The 21,036-nt window shown below is 68.7% G+C and carries 18 protein-coding genes; 9 read left to right on the top strand and 9 right to left on the bottom strand.

Annotation, left to right across the window (positions count from 1 at the left end):
• Positions 1 to 134 precede the first annotated feature (134 nt).
• Together A5732_RS09680 and A5732_RS09675 are read left to right on the top strand one after the other, a co-directional pair.
• Entirely contained in the window at positions 135 to 1,499 is a 1,365-nt protein-coding gene (locus A5732_RS09680; RefSeq protein ID WP_076102071.1) for a 3-oxoacyl-ACP reductase, read from the top strand.
• Positions 1,500 to 1,508: 9 nt separating this feature from the next.
• Positions 1,509 to 2,351, top strand: coding sequence for a MaoC/PaaZ C-terminal domain-containing protein (locus tag A5732_RS09675; protein WP_065074010.1), 843 nt, complete (start codon positions 1,509 to 1,511; stop codon positions 2,349 to 2,351).
• A gap of 11 nt (positions 2,352 to 2,362) precedes the next feature.
• Here the strand turns inward: A5732_RS09675 and A5732_RS09670 are convergent, their stop codons facing one another.
• From A5732_RS09670 to A5732_RS09660, 3 genes are all read right to left on the bottom strand, one after another.
• Positions 2,363 to 3,616, bottom strand: coding sequence for a chloride channel protein (locus tag A5732_RS09670; protein WP_076052235.1), 1,254 nt, complete (start codon positions 3,614 to 3,616; stop codon positions 2,363 to 2,365).
• Between the two features lie 25 nt (positions 3,617 to 3,641).
• The gene (locus A5732_RS09665; protein ID WP_076052234.1) at positions 3,642 to 4,292 is read right to left on the bottom strand and encodes a TetR/AcrR family transcriptional regulator; all 651 of its coding nucleotides are present in this window, start codon (positions 4,290 to 4,292) and stop codon (positions 3,642 to 3,644) included.
• Between the two features lie 63 nt (positions 4,293 to 4,355).
• Entirely contained in the window at positions 4,356 to 5,513 is a 1,158-nt protein-coding gene (locus A5732_RS09660) for a glycoside hydrolase family 3 N-terminal domain-containing protein (protein ID WP_076052233.1), read from the bottom strand.
• A 120-nt stretch (positions 5,514 to 5,633) separates the two neighbouring features.
• On the opposite strand from A5732_RS09660, the gene A5732_RS09655 reads away from it, so the two are divergent.
• The 4 genes from A5732_RS09655 to A5732_RS09640 all read left to right on the top strand — a co-directional run bounded on the left by A5732_RS09655 (position 5,634) and on the right by A5732_RS09640 (position 11,877).
• Positions 5,634 to 5,837 carry a DUF2613 family protein gene (locus A5732_RS09655; RefSeq protein ID WP_076102089.1) on the top strand — a complete coding sequence of 68 codons (204 nt, stop codon included), beginning with the start codon at positions 5,634 to 5,636 and terminating at the stop codon, positions 5,835 to 5,837.
• An 86-nt stretch (positions 5,838 to 5,923) separates the two neighbouring features.
• Positions 5,924 to 6,097: a DUF2613 domain-containing protein gene (locus tag A5732_RS09650; protein WP_007769006.1), complete on the top strand. Its 174-nt coding sequence runs from the start codon at positions 5,924 to 5,926 to the stop codon at positions 6,095 to 6,097.
• A gap of 52 nt (positions 6,098 to 6,149) precedes the next feature.
• Complete coding sequence (locus tag A5732_RS09645; protein WP_076102070.1) at positions 6,150 to 10,337, top strand: DUF3367 domain-containing protein; 4,188 nt, start codon at positions 6,150 to 6,152, stop codon at positions 10,335 to 10,337.
• An 88-nt stretch (positions 10,338 to 10,425) separates the two neighbouring features.
• Entirely contained in the window at positions 10,426 to 11,877 is a 1,452-nt protein-coding gene (locus A5732_RS09640; protein WP_076102069.1) for a lipase maturation factor family protein, read from the top strand.
• A 15-nt stretch (positions 11,878 to 11,892) separates the two neighbouring features.
• Here A5732_RS09640 and A5732_RS09635 read toward each other — a convergent pair whose 3' ends face one another.
• Together A5732_RS09635 and A5732_RS09630 are read right to left on the bottom strand one after the other, a co-directional pair.
• Positions 11,893 to 13,044, bottom strand: coding sequence for an NAD-dependent formate dehydrogenase (locus A5732_RS09635; RefSeq protein WP_076102068.1), 1,152 nt, complete (start codon positions 13,042 to 13,044; stop codon positions 11,893 to 11,895).
• A gap of 104 nt (positions 13,045 to 13,148) precedes the next feature.
• Positions 13,149 to 14,060: a LysR family transcriptional regulator gene (locus tag A5732_RS09630; RefSeq protein ID WP_076102088.1), complete on the bottom strand. Its 912-nt coding sequence runs from the start codon at positions 14,058 to 14,060 to the stop codon at positions 13,149 to 13,151.
• A 105-nt stretch (positions 14,061 to 14,165) separates the two neighbouring features.
• On the opposite strand from A5732_RS09630, the gene A5732_RS09625 reads away from it, so the two are divergent.
• Positions 14,166 to 14,378, top strand: coding sequence for a DUF2945 domain-containing protein (locus A5732_RS09625; protein ID WP_064953710.1), 213 nt, complete (start codon positions 14,166 to 14,168; stop codon positions 14,376 to 14,378).
• Positions 14,379 to 14,424: 46 nt separating this feature from the next.
• Here A5732_RS09625 and A5732_RS09620 read toward each other — a convergent pair whose 3' ends face one another.
• Both A5732_RS09620 and A5732_RS09615 read right to left on the bottom strand, forming a co-directional pair.
• Positions 14,425 to 14,898, bottom strand: a complete 474-nt coding sequence (locus tag A5732_RS09620; RefSeq protein WP_076102067.1) for a DUF309 domain-containing protein — start codon at positions 14,896 to 14,898, stop codon at positions 14,425 to 14,427.
• Between the two features lie 134 nt (positions 14,899 to 15,032).
• The gene (locus A5732_RS09615; RefSeq protein WP_065052806.1) at positions 15,033 to 16,679 is read right to left on the bottom strand and encodes an acetolactate synthase large subunit; all 1,647 of its coding nucleotides are present in this window, start codon (positions 16,677 to 16,679) and stop codon (positions 15,033 to 15,035) included.
• Between the two features lie 91 nt (positions 16,680 to 16,770).
• Between A5732_RS09615 and A5732_RS09610 the strand changes: the two genes are divergently transcribed.
• On the top strand, positions 16,771 to 18,189 hold the full coding sequence (locus A5732_RS09610) for an NADP-dependent succinic semialdehyde dehydrogenase (protein ID WP_076102066.1): 1,419 nt from the start codon (positions 16,771 to 16,773) through the stop codon (positions 18,187 to 18,189).
• A 79-nt stretch (positions 18,190 to 18,268) separates the two neighbouring features.
• Here A5732_RS09610 and A5732_RS09605 read toward each other — a convergent pair whose 3' ends face one another.
• Together A5732_RS09605 and A5732_RS09600 are read right to left on the bottom strand one after the other, a co-directional pair.
• Complete coding sequence (locus A5732_RS09605; RefSeq protein ID WP_064953714.1) at positions 18,269 to 19,210, bottom strand: R2-like ligand-binding oxidase; 942 nt, start codon at positions 19,208 to 19,210, stop codon at positions 18,269 to 18,271.
• Positions 19,207 to 19,902 (bottom strand): TetR/AcrR family transcriptional regulator, encoded by a 696-nt coding sequence (locus A5732_RS09600; RefSeq protein ID WP_076102065.1) that lies wholly within the window; start codon positions 19,900 to 19,902, stop codon positions 19,207 to 19,209. The genes A5732_RS09605 and A5732_RS09600 overlap by 4 nt, the downstream gene beginning before the upstream one ends.
• Before the next feature lie 214 nt (positions 19,903 to 20,116).
• Here A5732_RS09600 and A5732_RS09595 point away from each other — a divergent pair, with 214 nt between their 5' ends.
• Entirely contained in the window at positions 20,117 to 21,028 is a 912-nt protein-coding gene (locus A5732_RS09595; RefSeq protein WP_212568080.1) for a DUF5996 family protein, read from the top strand.
• The last annotated feature ends 8 nt before the right edge of the window (positions 21,029 to 21,036 follow it).

Raw genomic sequence — 21,036 nt, 5'->3', positions numbered from 1 at the left:
TGCGGTCTATCGGTTTGGGAATCGCCCGTCTGGGGCCATACTACTCACTGTTCTTACTCTGCAGTAAGTTCGTCCTCGATACGGTTGTGCTGTAGGCATACCCCAACTTCGCAAGAACATGGAAGGTAGCTCCAGTGGCTCCCAAAGCTTCGTCCGATCTGTTCTCTCAGATCGTCAATTCCGGTCCTGGATCGTTTCTCGCCAAGCAGCTCGGCGTTCCCCAACCCGAGACGCTGCGCCGCTACCGGGCCGGTGAACCGCCGCTGGCCGGGGCGCTGCTGATCGGCGGGGAGGGCAGGGTCGTCGAGCCTCTGCGCGCGGCGCTGGACGCCGACTACGACTTGGTGGGCAACAACCTGGGCGGTCGATGGGCCGACAAGTTCGGCGGCCTGGTGTTCGATGCCACCGGCATCACCACGCCCGAGGGGCTCAAGGGGCTGTACGAGTTCTTCACTCCCCTGCTGCGCAATCTGGGCCATTGCGCGCGCGTGGCCGTGGTCGGCACCACGCCCGACGCCGCCGCCAGCCCGCACGAGCGGATCGCGCAGCGCGCGCTCGAGGGCTTCACCCGCTCGCTGGGCAAGGAGCTGCGCAACGGCTCCACGGTGGCCCTGGTCTATCTGTCGCCGGACGCCAAACCCGCCGCGACGGGCCTGGAATCGACGATGCGGTTCATCTTGTCGGCCAAGTCCGCCTACGTCGACGGCCAGGTCTTCTACGTCGGGGACGCGGACTCCACGCCCCCGGCCGACTGGGAGCGCCCGCTGGACGGCAAGGTCGCCATCGTCACGGGGGCGGCCCGCGGAATCGGTGCGACGATCGCCGAGGTGTTCGCCCGCGACGGCGAGCGCCCGGTCGCGATCGACGTGGAATCGGCCGCCGAGACGCTGGCCGAGACGGCCAGCCGGGTCGGCGGCACCGCGCTGTGGCTCGACGTCACCGCGCCCGACGCCGTCGACAAGATCACCGAGCACCTGCGCGAGCACCACGGCGGCCGCGCCGACGTGCTGGTCAACAACGCCGGCATCACCCGCGACAAGCTGTTGGCCAACATGGACGATGCCCGCTGGGACGCCGTCCTGGCCGTCAATCTGCTTGCCCCGCTGCGTCTTACCGAAGGGCTGGTGTCCAACGGCACGCTCGGCGAGGGCGGCCGGGTGATCGGCCTGTCGTCGATGGCCGGCATCGCCGGCAACCGCGGCCAGACCAACTACGCGACGACGAAGGCCGGAATGATCGGCCTCACCCAGTCGCTGGCCCCGGAGCTCTACGGCAAGGGCATCACCATCAACGCCGTCGCGCCGGGATTCATCGAAACCCAGATGACGGCCGCCATCCCGCTGGCCACCCGCGAGGTCGGACGCCGGATGAACTCGCTGCTGCAGGGCGGGCAGCCGGTGGACGTCGCGGAAACCATCGCCTACTTCGCCAGCCCGGCTTCGAATGCGGTGACGGGCAACGTCATTCGCGTTTGCGGCCAGGCCATGCTGGGCGCATAGGAGAACGTCATGAATCAGCCAAGCGGCCTGAAGAACATGCTGCGCGCCGCCGCCGGGGCCCTGCCCGTGGTGTCGCGCAGCAGCGAGCTGCCCACCCGCACGGTGACCATCGAGGAGCTGCCGATCGACCGCGCGAACGTGGCCGAGTACGCGGGGGTCACCGGTCTGCGCTACGGCAATCACGTGCCGCTGACCTACCCGTTCGCGTTGACCTTTCCGGCGATGATGTCCCTGGTGACCGGGTTCGACTTCCCTTTCGCCGCAATGGGATCGGTGCACACCGAGAACCACATCACGCAGTACCGCCCGATCGCGGTCACCGACACCGTCGGCGTGCGCGTGCACGCCGAGAACCTGCGCGAGCACCGCAAGGGCTTGCTGGTCGATCTGGTGACCGACGTCAGCGTCGGCAACGACACCGCCTGGCACCAGGTGACGACCTTCCTGCACCAGCAGCGGACCAGCCTGTCCGACGAACCCAAGCCGCCCCCGCAGAAGCAGCCCAAGCTGCCGCCGCCGTCCACCGTGTTGCGGATCAGCCCGGGGCTGATCCGGCGCTATGCCGACGTCGGGGGCGATCACAACCCGATCCACACCAACTCGGTCGCGGCCAAGCTGTTCGGGTTCCCGACGGTGATCGCGCACGGAATGTTTACTGCGGCAGCCGTGTTGGCCAACGTCGAGGCGCAGATTCCCGATGCGGCCCGGTACTCGGTGCGGTTCGGCAAGCCGGTGGTGCTGCCCGCGACGACGGGACTCTACATCGACGAGCACGACGGCGGCTGGGACATTTCGCTGCGCAACATCGCCAAGGGCTACCCCCACCTGACCGGCACGGTCCGGGCGCTTTAGCGCCGACGCCACTAGCCCGCGTGCGTCGAACTGCGGCCCGTGGCAAGCAGTTTCAGACCGTGGGCGCTGGTCGCGGTCAGCAGGAATAGCAGGAACAGCCACAGCGGCGGCCGGGCGAGTTCCCAGACGAAGATCGCCGCCCAGATCGGTGAGCCCTGCGTCACCGCGAGCACGCCGGCCGCGCCGGCCAGCGACACCGCCGGCACGTGCAGGTGGGTGCCGGTCGCCCAGTTGATCGTCAAGATCAGCGCCGCCCCGGCGGCAGCGCCGGTGGCCAGCGAGGGCGTGAGCAACCCGCCTGCCCCGCCGGCCCGCAGAAACAGTGCGGTCAGTAGGGGTTTCAGCGCCAGGATCGCCAGCGCCGACAGCAGGGTCATGCCGCTGGCCAGGCTGACCGTGAGGATGCTGCGGCCGTTGCCGGGCAGCTCGGGCCACCAATGCGAACAGATCCCCATCACCAGGCCGGCCCCGGCGAGCGCGGGGATCAGCAACGGAGTCCGCATCTGGCGGGCCGGGCGTGCCACGGCCATCAACCGGTTGAAGGCCAGTCCCACCGCGAGAGCCACCGGCGCCAGCAACAATCCGTGCGCGGTCAGCAGATACGTCGACTCCTCGATCGGCCAATGCAGATTGGGCTGATCGCGGGTGATGGCCGAACCGACGGCGACCGCGAGGCCGGAGGACAGAAACGCCGCGCCCACCGCTCGCGGGTGCCAGGTGGTGAGCAGGATCCGGATCGAGAACAGCGCGCCGGCCAGCGGGACGGCATACACCGCGCCCAGGCCGGCGCCCGCGGCGCACGCCAGCAGGACCTCGCGGTCGCGCGGTGCGAGCCGCTTGAGCCATCCGGTGCCCAAATCGCTTAGCGCCGCGGCGAATTGGCGTGGGGCCCCTTCCCGCCCCAGCGACGCGCCCGATCCGACGAGCAGCACCTGCAGCAGGGCGTCGATGCTCCAGGACAGCCTCGGCACGGGTTCGCGGGCGGCGATGGTCTGCGCCAGCGGAGGCACCTCGGCCCGGCGCCGCAGCAGCCACCAGCCCAGGCCGGCCAGGGCGGCGCCGATCATCGGGCCGACGACGCGGCGGATCGGGCTGCTGGCGGCCACCCCGGCCAACAGCGCGCCGAAGCTGTAGTTGTAGGTGGCGTGCTGTACGGCGCGCAGCACGAACGTCGTCGCCAATCCGGCAACTCCGGCGAGCAACCCGACGAGGATTACCGCGCAAAAGAAGTCGAGGTTGCCGCGGTCCGAGCGGGGGACGCTCATGCGGGCCACCTGAACGAATGTAGGCCTAGTCGGCGGCGGCGTCCGAGCCGCCCGCGTCGGGGTGGGCCGCGGCCGCCTCCCGCTCGGCGGGTGAGCCCTTGAGGCCGTACCAGAACAGGTCGATCATCAGCTGGGCCGCCTCGTCGACGTCGACGTCACCGGTGCTGAGCCGGTTGGCGACCGCCTCGCCGGCGCCCACCAGGGCCACGGCCATCATCTCGTGCTCGCGCTCGGAGCGCGGGTTGCGGCTACCCGCCCGCATCAGCCCGGCCACCAGGTCGATGATCTGCTCGCGTCCCTCGCGGACCATGTGGGCGAACGCCTGCGAGCTGGTGGCCTGGGTGTACATCACGATCCAGGACGCCCGGTTGGCGTCGATGTAGCGCATGAACGACGCAATGGTGTTGCGCAGCATGTCATTGGGGCTCTGCTGGAAATCCATGTCGGCCCGCACCACGTCGATGAACCGGCCCATCTCGCGGTTCAGGCAGGCGCCGAACAGGTCCTCCTTGGAGCCGTAGTACAGGTACAGCATCGGCTTGGAGATCTGCGCCTCGGCGGCGATGGCGTCCATCGAGGTCTCGTGGTAGCCGTTGACGGAGAACATCTGGACGGCGGCGTCGAGCATCTGCTGCTCGCGAACGGCACGCGGCAACCGCTTGGTACCACCCGCCATCGCTTGCCTCTCCAGCCGTCTATCTGACTCAAGAGTAAGCAATGCGGTCCCGCCGCACACCCACTAGTGGCCGCAGCTGGGGCTGGGGCCCTTCATCGTCGCCACCCGCACCAGCGAATCGTCGACCTGCTTGGCCGGCAGGTCGCCCGACGCCACCGCCTGTTGCAACCGGTCCAAAACCGCCGGCACCTCGTCGGTGGTGACCCACAGTGCGACGTCGACGCCGGCGCGCAGGCTGCGCAGCACAGCCTCCGACACCCCGTAGCGGTCGGAGATGGCGGCCATGCTGGACAGGTCGTCGCTGAACACCGGCCCGGTGAACGGCGGGCCCTTGTAGCCGACCCCGTTGCGCAGCAGCTGCACCGCCTCGGGGCTCAGGCTGGCCGGCGCGTCGCCGGTGAGACCGGGAACCTGCAGATGGCCCACCATGACCCCGACCGGCGGCGTGGTCACCAGCGTCCGGTAGGGCACCAGATCGTTGTTCTGCAGATCGTCCAGCGGCGGCGTGACGACTCCCCCGGTGTGCGAATCGCCCGAGCCGTGCCCGTGGCCGGGGAAGTGCTTGAGTACCGGCAGCAGCCCGGCGTCGCGCAGCCCCTGCGCATAGGCACCGGCGTAGTCGGTGACCTTGGCCGGATCCGCGCTGAACGAACGGTTGCCGATCACGGCGTCGTCGGGCTCGTCGCTGACGTCGACGACGGGCGCGAAGTCGACCGTGATGCCCAGGTCGCGCATCTTCTTGCCGCGGTCGGCGGCCAGGTCATGGACCTGCTGGGCGGTTTGCGTCTGCGCCAGCTCGCGGGGCGACGGCGAGGTCCCGATCAGCGACTTCAGCCGCGAGACGCGACCGCCCTCTTCGTCGACGCTGACCGCCAGCGGCAGCGGGCCCGCCTTGGCCGCGATGTCGGTCAGCGGCCCTTTGAAGATCGACAGGTCCGTCCAGCTGCCGATGAAGATGCCGCCCACGTGGTAGCCGTTGACGACGGCCCGGGCGTCGTCGGCGTTCTTCACGCCCACCATCAGCAGTTGCGCGAGCTTGTCGCGGAGGCCCAACGTCGCCGGAACCGCCGACGGGTCGGCACACACCGGCGGCGCCGGAGCGGCCACCGGCTTGCTCGACGTCTTCGTCGACGTGCCGGGTGGGTGGGCGGTGTGGTGGCCGCAACCGGCCACCAGCGCCGACGCGGCTGCAAGCACGGCCAAGGTGCGCGAAAATGCCATCGGGCCATGCTTTCACGGCGGGCGTTTCGTGCCCGGCTCCAGGGGGCATCAACGGTACGTTGCAGATCAGGGGGCTGGGGCTTGTCGGGGCGCCCATTGACTGGCAGGGAGGAGCCAGCGATTAACGGTTTCTCGTTGGCCGCCGCGGTCAGCATCGCGGTGGGGTTGTCCGTCGGGGTGGCGACGACCGTCGGGATCACGCTCGCCGTGGCCGACCACAGCCTGGTGCAGGTGCCGAGCGTGCAGCGCCCTGCGCTTCCGGCCGGTCCCTATCAGGTGGAATACGGCGACCGCTGTTTTCACGGGCACTGTCTGCACTGGTGACGAGCGTTCCCGTTGGCCGGGTGCCCTTCTGCTAGGTTGGCGTAGGTCGAAAGTCACGACCGCAAGCCGACACCCAGGAGCCTTCGATGAACCGGATCGTTGCGCCCGCCGCAGCGAGCGTTGTGGTTGGCCTGTTGCTCGGCGCGGCCGCGATCTTCGGGATCACGCTGATGGTCCAGCAAGACACGAAGCCGCCACTCCCCGGGGGCGATCCGCAGTCGTCAGTGCTCAACCGGGTCGAGTACGGCAACCGTAGCTAGCCAGTCGCGGACAGGGACCGGAGCGCCGGTCCCATGCTCGACGGCTGGGCCGGTGTCGCGCCGGTGGCTCTGGTTGGTCGGTGCGATCGCGCTGGCCCTGGCGTTCGCCCAATCCCCCGGACGGATCTCCCCAGACACCAAGCTTGACCTGACCGCGAACCCGCTGCGCTTTCTGGCCCGGGCGACCAATCTGTGGAACAGCGAGCTGCCGTTCGGTCAGGCGCAGAACCAGGCGTACGGATACCTGTTTCCGCACGGCACCTTCTTTCTCGTCGGCCACGCGCTGGGCGTCCCCGGCTGGATCACCCAGCGGCTGTGGTGGGCGCTGCTGCTCGCCGTCGGCTTCTGGGGGCTGTTGCGGGTCGCCGAGGCGTTGCGGATCGGCAGCCCGGCGTCGCGGGTAATCGCCGCGGCCGCGTTCGCGCTGTCACCGCGAGTGCTGACCACGCTCGGCTCGATCTCGTCGGAAACATTGCCAATGATGTTGGCGCCCTGGGTGTTACTGCCCACGATCCTCGCCCTGCGAGCCGCCGGCGGCCGATCCGTGCGAGCGCTGGCCGGGCAGGCGGGACTGGCCATCGCGTTGATGGGCGCCGTGAACGCCATCGCGACCGCGGCCGGCTGCCTGCCGGCGGTGATCTGGTGGGCGTGCCACCGGCCGAACCGGTTGTGGTGGCGCTACACGGGGTGGTGGCTGGTGGCCCTGGTGCTGGCCACGCTGTGGTGGGTGGTGGCGCTGGTGATGCTGCGCGCCATCAGCCCTCCGTTCCTGGACTTCATCGAATCGTCGGGCGTGACGACGCAATGGTCGTCACTGGTCGAGATGCTGCGTGGCACCGACAGCTGGACCCCATACGTGGCGCCGACCGCCACCGCGGGCGCTCCGCTGGTGACCGGGTCGGCGGCGGTGCTCGGTACCTGCCTGGTCGCGGCGGCCGGGCTCGCGGGCCTGGCCGGCCGGGCCATGCCCGCGCGCGGGCGGCTGGTGACGATGCTGTTGGTTGGGGTGGTGCTGATGGCCGCCGGATACAGCGGCGGGCTGGGGTCGCCGGTGGCGCACGCGGTGCAGGCCTTCCTGGACGCCGGCGGCGCCCCGCTGCGCAACGTGCACAAGCTGGGATCGGTGATCAGGGTCCCGGTGGTGCTGGGCCTCGCGCACCTCCTGGGCCGGATACCGCTGCCGGGCAGCGCACCCACGTTGGTGTGGCTGCGCGCCTTTGCGCACCCCGAGCGTGACAAACGGCTCGCCACCGCGATCGTGGTCGTGACGGCGCTGATGGTCAGCACGTCACTGGCGTGGACCGGTCGGCTGGCGCCACCGGGAACCTTCACCGCGATCCCGCAGTACTGGCACGAGGCCGCCGACTGGCTCACCGAGCACAACACCGGGACACCGACCGCCGGGCGGGTGCTCGTGGTCCCGGGGGCGCCGTTCGCCACCCAGGTGTGGGGCACCAGCCACGACGAGCCGCTGCAGGTGCTGGGCGCCAGCCCATGGGGGGTGCGCGATTCCATCCCGCTGACCCCGCCGCAGACCATCCGGGCGCTCGATTCGGTGCAGCGCTTGTTCGCCGCAGGCCGCCCCTCGGCGGGCTTGGCAGATACCCTTGCCCGCCAAGGTATTTCCTATGTGGCGCTACGCAACGACCTCGACCCCGACACGTCGCGATCGGCGCGCCCGATCCTGGTCCACCGCGCCGTCGACGGGTCACCCGGACTGCGCAAGGTCGCACAGTTCGGCGCGCCGGTGGGTCCCGGCACGCTCGCGGGTTTCGTCGCGGACAGCGGACTGCGACCGCGATATCCGGCGGTCGAGATTTACCGCGTCGGCGACGACAGTGACCCCGCCACACCGTATTTCGTCGACACCGGCCGGCTGGCCCGGCTCGACGGCGGCCCCGAGGCGCTGCTGCGCCTTGACGAGCGGCGACGGCTGCTGGGCCAGCCGCCGCTGGGCCCGGCGCTGCTGAGCGCCGACGCGCGCGGCGCCGGGCTACCGATGGACGCCGGGGTGACCATCACCGACACCCCGGTGGCCCGAGAGACGGATTACGGCCGGGTGGACCAACATTCGTCGGCGATCCGGGCCCCCGGCGACGCGCGGCACACCTACAACCGGGTGCCCGACTACCCCGTCCCCGGCGCCGACCCGGTGACCGGCGCCTGGACCGGCGGCCGGATCACGGTATCGAGCTCATCGTCGGATTCCACCGCGATGCCCGACGTGGCACCGGCGACCTCGCCGGCCGCGGCGATCGACGGCGACTCCGCGACCGCCTGGGTGTCCAACTCGCTGCAGGCCGCCGTCGGTCAGTGGATGCGGATCGATTTCGACCATCCGGTGACCAACGCGGCGATCACGTTGACGCCCAGCGCCACCGCCGTCGGCGCCCAGGTGCGCCGCATCCTGATCGAAACCGCCACGGGCAGCACCACTTTGCGTTTCGACCAGCCGGGCAAGCCGCTTGCCGCGGCGCTGCCCTACGGCGAGACCCCATGGGTGCGGATCACCGCCGCGGGCACCGACGACGGATCCGCCGGCGTGCAGTTCGGCATCACCGACCTGTCGATCACCCAGTACGACGCCTCTGGATTCGCGCACCAGGTCGACCTGCGGCACACCGTGCGTGTGCCCGGGCCACCGCCGGGCTCGCCGGTCGCGGGGTGGGACCTGGGATCGGAGCTGCTGGGCAGGCCGGGTTGCGCCGCGGCGCCCGACGGTGTGCGCTGCGCGCCGTCGATGGCCCTGGCCCCGGAGGAACCGGTCAATTTCAGCCGGACGCTGACCGTGCCGGCGCCGATCTCGGTGACCCCGACGGTGTGGGTGCGCCCGCGCCAGGGGCCCAAGCTGGCTGACCTGATCGCCGAGCCGAATATCACCGTCGCCCATGGTGATTCGGACACCGTCGACGTGTTGGGCTCGGCGTACGCGGCCGCCGACGGCGACCCGGCCACCGCGTGGACAGCGCCGCAGCGGGTGGTGCAGCACAAGACCCCGCCGACCCTGACGCTCACGCTGCCCCGCCCCACCGAGGTCTCCGGGGTGCGGCTGGCTCCGAGCCGGTCGACGTTGCCCGCGCACCCGACGATGGTGGCCGTCAACCTGGGCGATGGCCCGCAGGCCGCCGCGCTGAAACCCGACGGCGTGCAGACGGTGCCGCTGAAACCCCGGGTGACCGACACCGTGACCATCAGCCTGCTCAATTGGCAGGACATCATCGACCGCAACGCGTTGGGTTTCGACCAGCTCAAACCGCCAGGGCTCGCCGAGGTCGCGGCGCTGGGCGCCGACGGCAACCCGATCGCGCCCGCCGACGCGGCCCGCAACCGCGCTCGGGAGATCAGCGTCGGCTGCGACCGCGGACCCGTCGTCGCGGTCGCGGGCCGGTTCGTGCACACCGCGATCCACACCACCGTGGGGGCGATCCTGGATGACGCGCCCGTCGCCGCGGTGCCCTGCGAACGCGAGCCGATCGCGCTGCCCGCCGGCCAACAGGAGCTGCTGATCAGCCCCGGCGCCCAATTCGTCGTGGACGGAGCCGAACTAAGCGCCCCGGCTGCCACCGAAGTCGCGCGGCCGCTGCGTGTTTCGTCCTGGCGGGCCTGGGGCCCGGATCGCCGCGAGGTGCAGGCGCCCGCCTCGTCGACGTCACGGGTGCTGGTCATCCCGGAAAGCATCAACCCGGGCTGGGTGGCGCGCACCAGCACCGGCGCCCGCTTGACGCCGATCGCGGTCAACGGGTGGCAGCAGGGCTGGCTGGTGCCCGCGGGCGACCCCGGCACCATCACGCTGACGTTCGCCTCCAACTCGCTCTACCGCGCCGGCCTGGCGGGGGGCCTGGCGCTGTTACCGCTGCTGGCGATGCTCGCGCTGTGGCGCACCCGACGAAAGGACGACGACGCGCCCGCGCGGCCATGGCGACCCGGCCCATGGGCGGCCGTCCCGGCGCTGCTCGCCGCGGGGGTGATCGCCGGCCTGGGCGGTGTCGCGGTGATGGGGGCCGCGCTGGGTCTGCGGTATGCGCTGCGCCGAGAGCGCTGGGAACGCCTCAGCGTGCTGGGCAGCGCCGGCGGCCTGATCCTGGCCGGCGCGGTGCTGTCACGGCAGCCCTGGCGGTCGGCCGACGGCTACGCCGGCCACTCCGCCGGTGTCCAGCTGCTGGCGCTGATTTCGCTTGCGGTGCTTACCGCTTCGGTGGTTGCGCTCCCCGAACGCGCCCAGGGGCCGCGCGACGAATAGTTGGCCGGGCTATTGGCTACCCGTTTACCGGCTGATTGACTGGATATGCGGGTTGGCGTAACCGTTCACCAACCGAGGAGTTAGCGCCATGGACTGGTTTTCCGCACCCGAATATTGGGTGGGCAGACTGGTGCTCGAGCGCGGCGCCGCGGCGATTTACCTGCTCGGCTTCGTTGCCGCCGCGGTCCAGTTCCGGGCGCTCATCGGCGAGCGCGGCATCCTGCCCATCCCGCAGTTCTTGGCGAGGCAATCCTTTTGGCGCACGCCGAGCCTGTTTCACCTGCGTTATTCGGATCGGCTGTTTGCGGCCGTCGCCTGGTTCGGTGCGGCGCTGTCGGTGGCGATCGTCGCCGGGGCCGCCGACGCGGTGCCGTTGTGGGCCGCGATGGCGATGTGGCTGGTGCTGTGGGTGCTCTACCTGTCGATCGTCAACGTCGGGCAGACCTGGTACTCGTTCGGCTGGGAGTCGCTGCTGCTCGAGACCGGATTCTTGATGATCTTCCTGGGCAATCACGACGTGGCACCGCCGGTGCTGACGCTCTGGATGGTTCGCCTGCTGTTGTTCCGGGTCGAGTTCGGTGCGGGACTGATCAAGATGCGCGGCGACCCGTGCTGGCGCGACCTGACGTGTTTGTACTACCACCATGAGACGCAACCGATGCCGGGGCCGTTGAGCTGGTTCTTCCACCACCTGCCCAAACCCCTGCACCGGATTGAGGTGGCGGGCAACCATTTCGCGCAGCTGGTCGTGCCGTTCGGATTGTTCGCGCCGCAGCCGGTGGCGAGTGTGGCCGCCGCGATCATCGTGATCACCCAGTTGTGGCTGGTCGCCTCGGGCAATTTCGCGTGGCTCAATTGGGTGACGATCGTGTTGGCGTTCAGCGCCATCGACGACGCGTCGATCGCGCTGCTTCTGCCCAAAGCGCTCGTCCCGGCGCATGCGGGCCTGGCGGCGACACCGCTGTGGTTCGTCGGGCTGGTGGCCGCCGTCACGGCCGCCGTGCTGTTCATGAGCTACTGGCCACTGGCGAACATGTTGTCTTCCCGGCAGCGAATGAACATGTCGTTCAACTCATTTCATTTGGTGAACACCTATGGCGCGTTCGGCAGCATCGGGCGGATCCGGCGGGAGGTGGTGATCGAAGGCACCGACGAGTCCCTCATCACATCCCAAACCGTGTGGAAGGAATACGAATTCAAGGGCAAGCCGGGGACGCCGCGTCGGCTGCCGCGACAGTGGGCGCCCTATCATCTGCGCCTGGACTGGCTGATGTGGTTCGCCGCGATCTCGCCGGGGTACGCGCAGCCGTGGCTGAGACCGTTCTTGCAGCGGCTGCTGGAAAACGATCGAGCGACCCTGCGGTTGTTGCGCCACAACCCGTTTCCCGATTCGCCGCCCCGGTATGTGCGGGCACAGCTCTACCAGTACCGCTTCACCACGCTGGCCGAGCTGCGCCACGATCGGGCGTGGTGGCATCGCGCATTGATCGGCGGGTACGTGCCACCGATAGCCCTGTCCAAGGCGACCAGCGCCAACTGAGTGTTGGGCAGCGGGCTACTGGTAGGACAGCGCCCCGGTGCCCGCGAGCTTGCCGCCCTCGACGATCAGGTACTCGGGGCGGATGGGCTTGCCGGCGAACCAGCTCTCCAAAATTTCGCGGGTGCCGGCCGCGTAACGCGCCTGCGCGGACAGTGTGGTGCCCGAAACATGCGGCGTCATGGCGTTATTCGGCATCGTCCGCCACGGATGGTCGGGCGGCGGCGGCTGCGGATACCACACGTCTCCGGCGTAGCCCGCGAGCTGACCGGACCTCAGCGCCGCAGCGATGGCCTCCGGGAGGGTCTCCTCGGCGCGCGCCGTGTTGACGATGTAGGAGCCCCGGCGCATGGTCGCGATCAGCCGCTCGTTGAACATCCGGCGGGTGTCGTCGTAAAGCGGCGAGTGGATGGACACCACGTCGACCGCTTGTACGAGCGACTCGACCGTTTGGTGAAACGTGACGTTGAGTTGTTTCTCGGCTTCGGGTGCCAGCCGGCGGGTGTCGGTGTAGTGCAGGTTGACGTCGAACGGCGCCAGCCGGCGCAGCACGGCACGCCCGATCCGGCCGGCCGCGATCAACCCGACGTCCATGCCCTCCAGGTCGTAGGCGCGTTCGGCGCAATCGGCGATGTTCCAGCCGCCTTCGGCCGCCCACCGGTGTGACGGCACGAAATTGCGTACCAGCGCCAGGATCTGCATCACCGTGTGCTCGGCGACGCTGATGCTGTTGCTGTACGTCACCTCGGCCACGGTGATCCCGCGCTCCTGGGCGGCGTCCAGATCGACGTGGTCCGAGCCGATGCCGGCGGTCAGGGCCAGCTTGAGCCTGGGCGCTCGGGCGATGCGTTCCGCGGTCAGATAGGCCGGCCAAAACGGCTGGGAGATCATGATTTCCGCGTCGGCCAGCTCGCGCTCGAATTCCGAGTCGGGGCCGTCCTTGTCCGACGTCACCACCAATTCGTGGCCGGCGTCTTCGAAGAACCGGCGCAGCCCCAGGGCACCCGAGACACAGCCGAGCAGCTCGCCCGGGGTGACGTCGATCTTCGACGGAGTCGGCACGGTGCTGCCGTCGGGGTATCCCTGGATGGTCGGGATGCTGTCGCGTGCGTAGCTCGGCGGGTACCCGTCGACAGGGTCGGGATAGAGCACCATCACACACTTGGCCATCGGATTCTCCTTAAACCGGCGATCACGCCCAGTCTCGGAGCGCGCCCGCCGCGGTGTCCAAGACAGGATTCCGACCGGCCGATAGGCAACGCCGATCAGCGCGGCTAGGACAGCTCGCCGAGCGTCGCGCCGATGCGGGCCTCGCGCGCGGTCCGGCGCAGCGCGCGCGCCAGCAACGAACCCGGCTCCGCCCGGTTGGTCACCAGCGCTATCAATGCGGTGACCGACGGGCGCCGCAGCCGCAGCACGCTCACCCCGGCCGGCACGCCCAGGGTGTGGATCCACGGTTGCGGCACGATGCTCGCCCACCGGCCGGCGCGAACGTGCGCGAACAGCGCGGCCACGGAATCGGTTTCCAGCTGCGGGGTGACCTGCAGGCCGTGGGTGGCCAACGCGTCATCGATGAGCCGGCGGCCCCGCATGCCCTGCGTCAGCAGGCACAGCGGCAACTGCACGGTGTCCGACCACGCCATGGTTTTCGCCTCGGCGCCAAGCAGTTCGGCGGCGGCGATGAGCACCGGTTGCTCGTGATACAGCGGGGTGACCAGGAGATCGGCCGTGTCCTGTTGGTCCGGATACAGGATGCCCGCGTCCAATTCGAACTTGCGGACCCGCTCCACGATCCCGGCCGAGCGCAGGTTGACCTCGAGCTGGACACGGACCAACGGATGTGCCGCGCAGAACGGATCCGTAAGCAGCGCAACGGTGGTCGAGGCGGCCGGCACCACGCCGAGCCGCAATTCGCCGGTCAGGCCGGCGCGCAGCGCGGTGACCTCCTGTTTGAGGGCGTCGCGGTCGGCCAGTATGCGCCGCGCCCACGGCACCAGCCGCTCGCCCTCGGGGGTGAGACCCTCGAACTTCTGGCCGCGCCGCACCAGCGGGACGTTGAGTTCGGATTCGAGCTTTCGGATGGCTTCCGACAGCGCGGGCTGCGACACGTAACAGGCGCTCGCGGCGCGCGCGAAGTGGCGCTCCTGAGCGAGCGCGACGAAGTACTCCAGCTGACGGAACAGCATGTGCCATTCGATCATGTCGCCGGCCGCGACCGGGTACCCGTCCTGATGGCCGCGGAGAGGCAGCCATGGTCGGTCACACCAAGCAGGATGCGAAGGAGACGCACAGTGACGAAGCAATTCAAGGTCGGAGATCACGTCAGATGGAACTCAGAAGCCGGCCAGGTCAGCGGCGCCATCGTGAAAAAGCACACCCGCGACACCGAGTACAAGGGCCACAAACGGCATTGCACCAAGGACGACCCGCAATACGAGATCAGAAGCGACAAAACCGACCACATCGCGATGCACAAAGGCGACGCCTTGGAGAAGATCGACTAGAACGAGCACGACACCACCATGAGCGACCGACGCCGGCAAGGACACGTCAGACCACGAGACGGGGCAGTAGCCGCGACGCGGTGACATGAACGCCGGCGGCAAGATCGTCGATCAGCGAGTTGACGTACTCCACCAACCCGGCGACGTCGACACCGTGCGGCGCGGGTAAGTCCGCGCGGGCAAGATGGTCGGAGGCGCGGCGAAGCAACGTGGTTGCGCCCTTGGGGTTGTCCCGCTGGATGTGGGTGATCCCCACCGCGAGCTGCGTCAGGCCTTGCCACAGCGCCTGCTCGTTGGCTGGACCGTTCTTCCACGCGGACTCCAAAACCTCATGAGCGTTGAATGCGAGACCTCGATTCAGCAGATCCTGGGCATACGCGAGGGTTTCGGCCGGTTCCAGCACCAGGTCATCCGGAACGCGTGGCACGCCCGCGCTGCCGGGCGGAAGTGGTCGGCCCAGAGCGTCGCGCGGCCGGGCATTTCGCGGCCGACCCGATTCGTCGCGATCACGCTCCGCCATCTATCCATCATCACCCGTCCCGCCGTCCCGAGCACAACCTCGACGAATACCGCACTGTGGCGCCCTCATTCGCTCACCGGCACGACACCCGGTCGCAGGTCTCTACCACTGTGGGGCCGCGGTGAGCCGGGCCGTTACAGCGTTTCGTCCAGCTCGCCGAGGCGGTCGGTCAACCGCAGATTTTCGGAGTAGTCGACCGGGCAACTGATCAGCGAGACGCCGTCGTCGTCGAGCGCGGTCCGCAGCGTCGGCAGCAGTTCCTCGGCGCTGTTGATCCGATATCCCTTGGCGCCGAAGCTTTCCGCGTACTTGACCACGTCGGGGTTGTTGAACTTCACGTAGTAGTGCGCCCCCAACTCGAGGTCCATCTTCCATTCGATGAGGCCGTAACCGTTGTCCTCCCAGATCAGCACCACCAACGGGATGCGCTCGCGCACGGCGGTCTCGATCTCCTGCGAGTTCATCAGGAACGCGCCGTCGCCGACGACGGCCAGCACCTTGCAATCCGGCTGCGCCAGCTTGACGCCCAGCGCGCCAGGCAGGGCAAAGCTCATGGTGGACAACCCGTTTGAGATCAGGCAGGTGTTCCGCTCGTAGGTCGGGTAGAGCCGGGCCATCCACATCTTGGTGGCGCCCGTGTCGACCAGGACGATGTCACTGCGGCCCAGGGCCGCGCGGGTGTCGGCGACCACCCGCGCCGGCGCCAGCGGGTAGCGCGAATCCTGTTGACCCCGTGCGAATTCCTCGGCCAACAGGCCCGAGCCGGGCACCTCGGCGGCGTGCGCGAAGGTGTGACCGGACAGCGCGTCGGTCAGGGCGTTCAGCGAATCGCTGATGTCGCCAATGATCCCGACGTCCACCGAGTAGTGCGCGTCGACCTCGGCCGGGAACCGGTGGATGTGGATGATCTTCTTGTCGGCCTGCGGGTTGATCCGCACCGGGTCGAATTCCTGCAACTCGTAGCCGACGGCGATGACGGCGTCGGCGTTGTCGAACCCGAAGTTGACGTAGTCGTGCCGCATGAAGCCCAGCGTGCCGATGCTGTTGGGGTGGTCATCCGGCATGACGCCCTTGCCGTGGAAGGTGTTGGCCACCTGGATGCCGAACTCTTCGGAGAAGCGCACCAGGGCCTTGGTGGCGTCGGCGCGGGCGGCGCCGTGCCCGGCCAGCAGTACCGGGCGCTTGGCGTTGCGCAGGACGTCGACGGCGCGCGCCACCTGGCGGGGAGCCGGGGCATCGGGGCGGACGACGTTGCGCGGCAACGGTCCCAGGTCGTAGTCGGTCTCGTCGGCGTCGATGTGCTCGGGCACCGCCAGGTAGACCGCGGCCGGGCGCTCGGACTCGGCGAGCTTGAACGCCTTGCGGACCATCTCGGGGATCGCGCGCGCGGTCGGGATGCCCGCCGCCCAGCGGGTGATGGGGGCGAACATCGACACCAGGTCGACGTACTGGTGTGACTCCTTGAACTCCCGGTCGTGACCCACCTGCGCGGAGATGGCGACCAGCGGGGTGCTGTTGGTGGTGGCGTCGGCCGTACCGAGCTGCATGTTGATCGCGCCGGGCCCTAGCGTGGCCGATACCACCGCGGCCCGCCCGGTGACCCTCCCGTACATCTCGGCCATGAACGAGGCGGCCTGCTCGTGCCGGGTCAGCACGTAGCGGATGGACGAGGACGCCAGCGCCTGTACCAACCGGATGTTCTCCTCGCCGGGCACCCCGAACACGACGGAAACACCCTCATTTTCCAGGCACTTGACGATCAGCTCAGCAGCTTTGGTCATCCGACACCTCCCTTAGGGGAACGATAGTGGCAGGCTAGGTGTTGGACTTTTCAGCCGCTAAGCAACACGAACCCGATGAAGGAGGGCCGACGTGCCCATCGCCACCATTAACCCGGCTACCGGCGAGACAGTGAAGACCTTCACCCCGGCCACCGACCAGGAAGTCGACGCCGCGATTGCCCGCGCTTACGAACGCTTCCTCGATTACCGCCACAACACCACGTTTGCCCAGCGCGCCCAGTGGGCAAACGCGACCGCCGACCTGCTGGAGGCGGAGGCCGACGACGTCGCCGCCATGATGACGCTGGAGATGGGCAAGACGCTGAAGTCGGCCAAGGCGGAAGCGCTCAAGTGCGCCAAGGGTTTTCGTTACTACGCCGAAAACGCCGAGCACCTGCTGGCCGACGAGCCGGCTGACGCCGAGGCGGTCGGCGCGAAGAGGGCCTACACCCGCTATCAACCGCTGGGCGTCGTGCTGGCCGTGATGCCGTGGAACTTCCCGCTATGGCAGGCCGTGCGGTTCGCCGCACCGGCGCTGATGGCCGGCAACGTCGGGATCCTCAAGCACGCGTCGAACGTCCCGCAGAGCGCGCTCTACCTCGCCGACGTGATCAAGCGCGGCGGCTTCCCCGACGGCTGTTTCCAGACGCTGCTCGTCTCGTCCAGCGCGGTCGAGCGCATCCTGCGCGACCCCCGGGTGGCGGCGGCCACCCTGACCGGCAGCGAACCGGCCGGCCAGTCGGTGGCGGCCATCGCAGGCGACGAGATCAAGCCGACCGTGCTCGAGCTCGGCGGCAGCGACCCGTTCATCGTGATGCCCTCGGCGAACCTGGACGAGGCCGCCAAGACCGCGGTCACCGCCCGGACCCAGAACAACGGCCAGTCCTGCATCGCCGCAAAGCGGTTCATCGTCCACACCGACATCTACGACGCGTTCGTCGAGAAGTTCACCGAGCGGATGCAGGCGCTGACCGTCGGCGACCCGACCGACCCGAACACCGACGTGGGCCCGCTGGCCACCGAGTCGGGCCGCGACGAGATCGCCAAGCAGGTCGACGACGCCGCCGCGGCGGGCGCCAAGATCCGGCTCGGCGGCAAGCCCATCGACGGGCCGGGCTGGTTCTACCCGCCGACGGTGGTCACCGACATCACCAAGGACATGGCCCTGTACACCGAGGAGGTGTTCGGTCCGGTCGCGTCGATGTACCGGGCGGCCGACATCGACGAGGCCATCGAGATCGCCAACGCCACCACGTTCGGCCTTGGATCCAACGCCTGGACCAACGACGAGGCCGAGCAGCAGCGCTTCATCGACGACATCGAGGCCGGCCAGGTCTTCATCAACGGGATGACGGTGTCCTACCCCGAACTGGGGTTCGGCGGCGTCAAGCGCTCCGGCTACGGACGCGAGCTGGCGGGCCTGGGCATCCGCGCCTTCGTCAACGCCAAAACCGTGTGGGTCGGGGAAACCGAGAGCGGCTCGTCGGCCGGCGACAACAAGGTCGAGTGATCGCCCGCAAGGTCGGGCGGCGGTCGCAAGCGCGGCGCAGCCGGGCGCAGCGGGCCGCCGCCGTCAGGCCGAGGCGCCGTCAGGCCGAGGCCCCGGCCAGCAGCTTCTCGTCCTCCTCGGCGAAGGTGTCCTCGAGCTGCACCGGCGTGTAGTCGAGATCGATCTCGCTGAGCGGTCGCCCTCGGGCACTGGAGATGGTGCCGAAGCGCCGCATCCCCTTGTCGGAGGCGTACTGCATGAACTCGTCCACCGACAGGCCGAACGGCATCGGGTCGTAGAGGGCGAAGCCTTCCTCGATCAGGCGCAGGCCGAGCGGCATCAGTTCGTTCATCCGCGTTTCGAAGACGCCCCAGTTGGCGTCGTCGGCGGCCACGTGGCGCCGGCAGGTGAAGGTGCCCCACGCCATGTGCCGTCGCTCGTCGTCGCCGATGCGCCGCACCAGCTCCTGCATGCCGGGCAGGATGCCGCGCTCCACGCAGATCTTGTGCCAGCCGAAGTAACCGGTCAGCGCCAGCATGCCCTCAACCATGTGGTTGTAGGTCACCGACGCCCGCACCTGCGCGGCCGGCGACGGATCGACCGTCAGCGCGTGCAGGCAGTCCGGCAGCTCCTCGTAGAAGATCGTGCGGTAGGTCGGGACGTCGTCGAGGAAGTTGTGCAGGTCCTCGGTGATGCCGACGGCGTCGAGCCACATGCGGAACACCTGGACGTGCTTGGCCTCCTCGAAGGCGAACTGCGTCAGATACATTTCGTCGCCGAGCCGGCCTTCGGCCCGCATCGCGGCCATGAACGGCTGGATGTCCTGGGTCACCGACTCCTCGCCGGCGATGAACTCGGCGCACAGCCGGGTCGCGTAGCTGCGTTCGTCGTCGGTGAGCCGTTCCCAGTCCTCACGATCGCGGGAGAAGTCGATGTCGGCCGGATTCCAGAACTTCGCGTTGCCGCCCGCAAACAGCTTGAGCGGCAAGCTATCCCAATTGAGACCACCCTGGACCATGGAGTGGATTTGGGTGCGATTCATGTGACCTCCTCAGATCGTTTGGGGGCTGCGCCGATTGGCGGGGTTTCCGGCGCAGCCGCGAATGCGGCGGCGAGCACCGCCACGAGCCTGCGCACTGCCAGCGCCGGCTGTTCCGGGGTGGGCTCGTCGAGCCCCAGAATCGGATCGAGGCCGCGCATGTAGGGCGCCAGCGCCAGGTGCGGAAAGATCAACAGCAGCAACGACAACAGCGCGTCGGTATCGGAATCCGCGCGCAGGTCGCCGCGGACGTGCGCGTCGCGCACGAGCGGGCGCATCACTTCCAGGTAGTGACGGTGGATGACGTGCTGCACGCTGACGCGGGCCTCGGTGTCGACTTCCAGGGTCGCCGCGGCGTGCAGCGCGCGTTCGTGCGGATGGTCGGCGAAGTAGGCCACCCACGCGTCGAGCCAGTCGGTGAGGAAGTCGAAGAAGGGCCGGCTCGGGTCCAGCTCGCGGATGCGGTCCTCCATGTAGGCACGCACCCGCTGGCTGCCGATATCGGCGATAAACGCGTACAGGTCACGCTTGTCCGCGAAATACTGGAAGAGGCTGCCCTTGGCGACCCCGGCGCGGCGGGCGATGACGTTCAGGCTGCCCCGGGAGAACCCGTGGGCTCCGAACTCCGACTCCGCGGCCTCGATGATCGCGGCGCGACGAGCGGGATCGACGCGCGCCCAGGTGACTGTTGGCAATGCCCCTCCTCAGGTGAATGACCACTGGTCATTTTACTGTGGCACGCATCACAGTCAAGGGGTTCAGCCGCCGCCCTCGGACCGAGCCACACCAGCGAGAAATTGGCCAAGCGAGCACTATCGGTAGTTAGTGACCTGGTGAAAGCCGTACGCCGAATCCAGCCGAGGAGTGATCGTGACGACGCACCACGACGACAGCATCGCGTGGCCCAGCCTGCGGGTAGACGACTGGGCTCCAACGAGACAAACACTGCACATGTGGGCGCAGATTGTCGGCAAGGTCCGGCTGGCCCACTCGCCGTTGATCAACCACTGGTGGCAGGTCACCTCGTATGTGAGCCCGCGCGGTTTGACGACGTCGGCGATCCCGTACGGGACAGCGGTCTTCGATATGGAGTTCGATTTCATCGACCACGTGCTGCTGATCCGCAGCAGCACCGGCGCGACCCGCAGTGTGCGCCTGGAACCGAAGTCGGTGGCCGAGTTCTACTCGCAGACGATGGGGGCACTCGACGAGCTGGGTTTCTCCACCCGCATCCAAGCGCACCCCAACGAGGTAGATCCGGCCCTGCCGTTCGCCGAGGATGTCGAACACGCGTCATACGACCCCGATGCGGCAAACCTGTTCTGGCGCCAGCTGCTTGCGGCGAACCGCGTGCTCGGCCAGTTTCGGTCCCGCTTCATGGGTAAGGTGAGTCCCGTCCATTTCTTCTGGGGCGCAATGGATCTCGCCTGCACCAGATTTTCCGGGCGCGGCGCGCCCCGCCACCCGGGCGGCGCACCCAACTGCGGAGACTGGGTGATGATCGAGGGCTACTCGCGAGAACTGAGCAGCTGCGGATTCTTTCCCGGCGGGGGTGATGAGGGCGCTTTCTACGCCTACGCCTATCCCGAACCCGACGGTTTCGCCGACCACCCGGTCAGCCCCGAGGAGGCGGGCTACGACAAGGATCTCGGTGAATTCTTGTTGCCGTACGAGGCGGTGCGGCAGGCAACCGACCCCGACCAGACGCTCCTCGGGTTCTTACAAGACACCTACGAGGCGGCCGCGGTGAATGCCGGCTGGGATCGCGCCGCGCTCGAAGACGACCCCGATCGCTGGAAGGCCCAACAAACTCGCGCATGAGGCGTTCG

The sequence above is a fragment of the Mycobacterium colombiense genome (assembly GCF_001953985.1).
Lineage (GTDB): Bacteria > Actinomycetota > Actinomycetes > Mycobacteriales > Mycobacteriaceae > Mycobacterium > Mycobacterium colombiense_B.
This window is presented reverse-complemented; position numbering and strand designations above follow the sequence as displayed.

Excerpts from the sequence above, each read along its gene's own strand:
- A5732_RS09675 (WP_065074010.1), top strand. The coding sequence starts at position 1,509 with ATGAATCAGCCAAGCGGCCTGAAGAACATGCTGCGCGCCGCCGCCGGG.
- A5732_RS09660 (WP_076052233.1), bottom strand. The coding sequence starts at position 5,513 with ATGGCATTTTCGCGCACCTTGGCCGTGCTTGCAGCCGCGTCGGCGCTG.
- A5732_RS09665 (WP_076052234.1), bottom strand. The coding sequence starts at position 4,292 with ATGGCGGGTGGTACCAAGCGGTTGCCGCGTGCCGTTCGCGAGCAGCAG.
- A5732_RS09630 (WP_076102088.1), bottom strand. The coding sequence starts at position 14,060 with ATGCTGTTCCGTCAGCTGGAGTACTTCGTCGCGCTCGCTCAGGAGCGC.
- A5732_RS09615 (WP_065052806.1), bottom strand. The coding sequence starts at position 16,679 with ATGACCAAAGCTGCTGAGCTGATCGTCAAGTGCCTGGAAAATGAGGGT.
- A5732_RS09640 (WP_076102069.1), top strand. The coding sequence starts at position 10,426 with ATGGACTGGTTTTCCGCACCCGAATATTGGGTGGGCAGACTGGTGCTC.
- A5732_RS09635 (WP_076102068.1), bottom strand. The coding sequence starts at position 13,044 with ATGGCCAAGTGTGTGATGGTGCTCTATCCCGACCCTGTCGACGGGTAC.
- A5732_RS09620 (WP_076102067.1), bottom strand. The coding sequence starts at position 14,898 with ATGGCGGAGCGTGATCGCGACGAATCGGGTCGGCCGCGAAATGCCCGG.
- A5732_RS09605 (WP_064953714.1), bottom strand. The coding sequence starts at position 19,210 with ATGAATCGCACCCAAATCCACTCCATGGTCCAGGGTGGTCTCAATTGG.
- A5732_RS09650 (WP_007769006.1), top strand. The coding sequence starts at position 5,924 with ATGAACCGGATCGTTGCGCCCGCCGCAGCGAGCGTTGTGGTTGGCCTG.
- A5732_RS09670 (WP_076052235.1), bottom strand. The coding sequence starts at position 3,616 with ATGAGCGTCCCCCGCTCGGACCGCGGCAACCTCGACTTCTTTTGCGCG.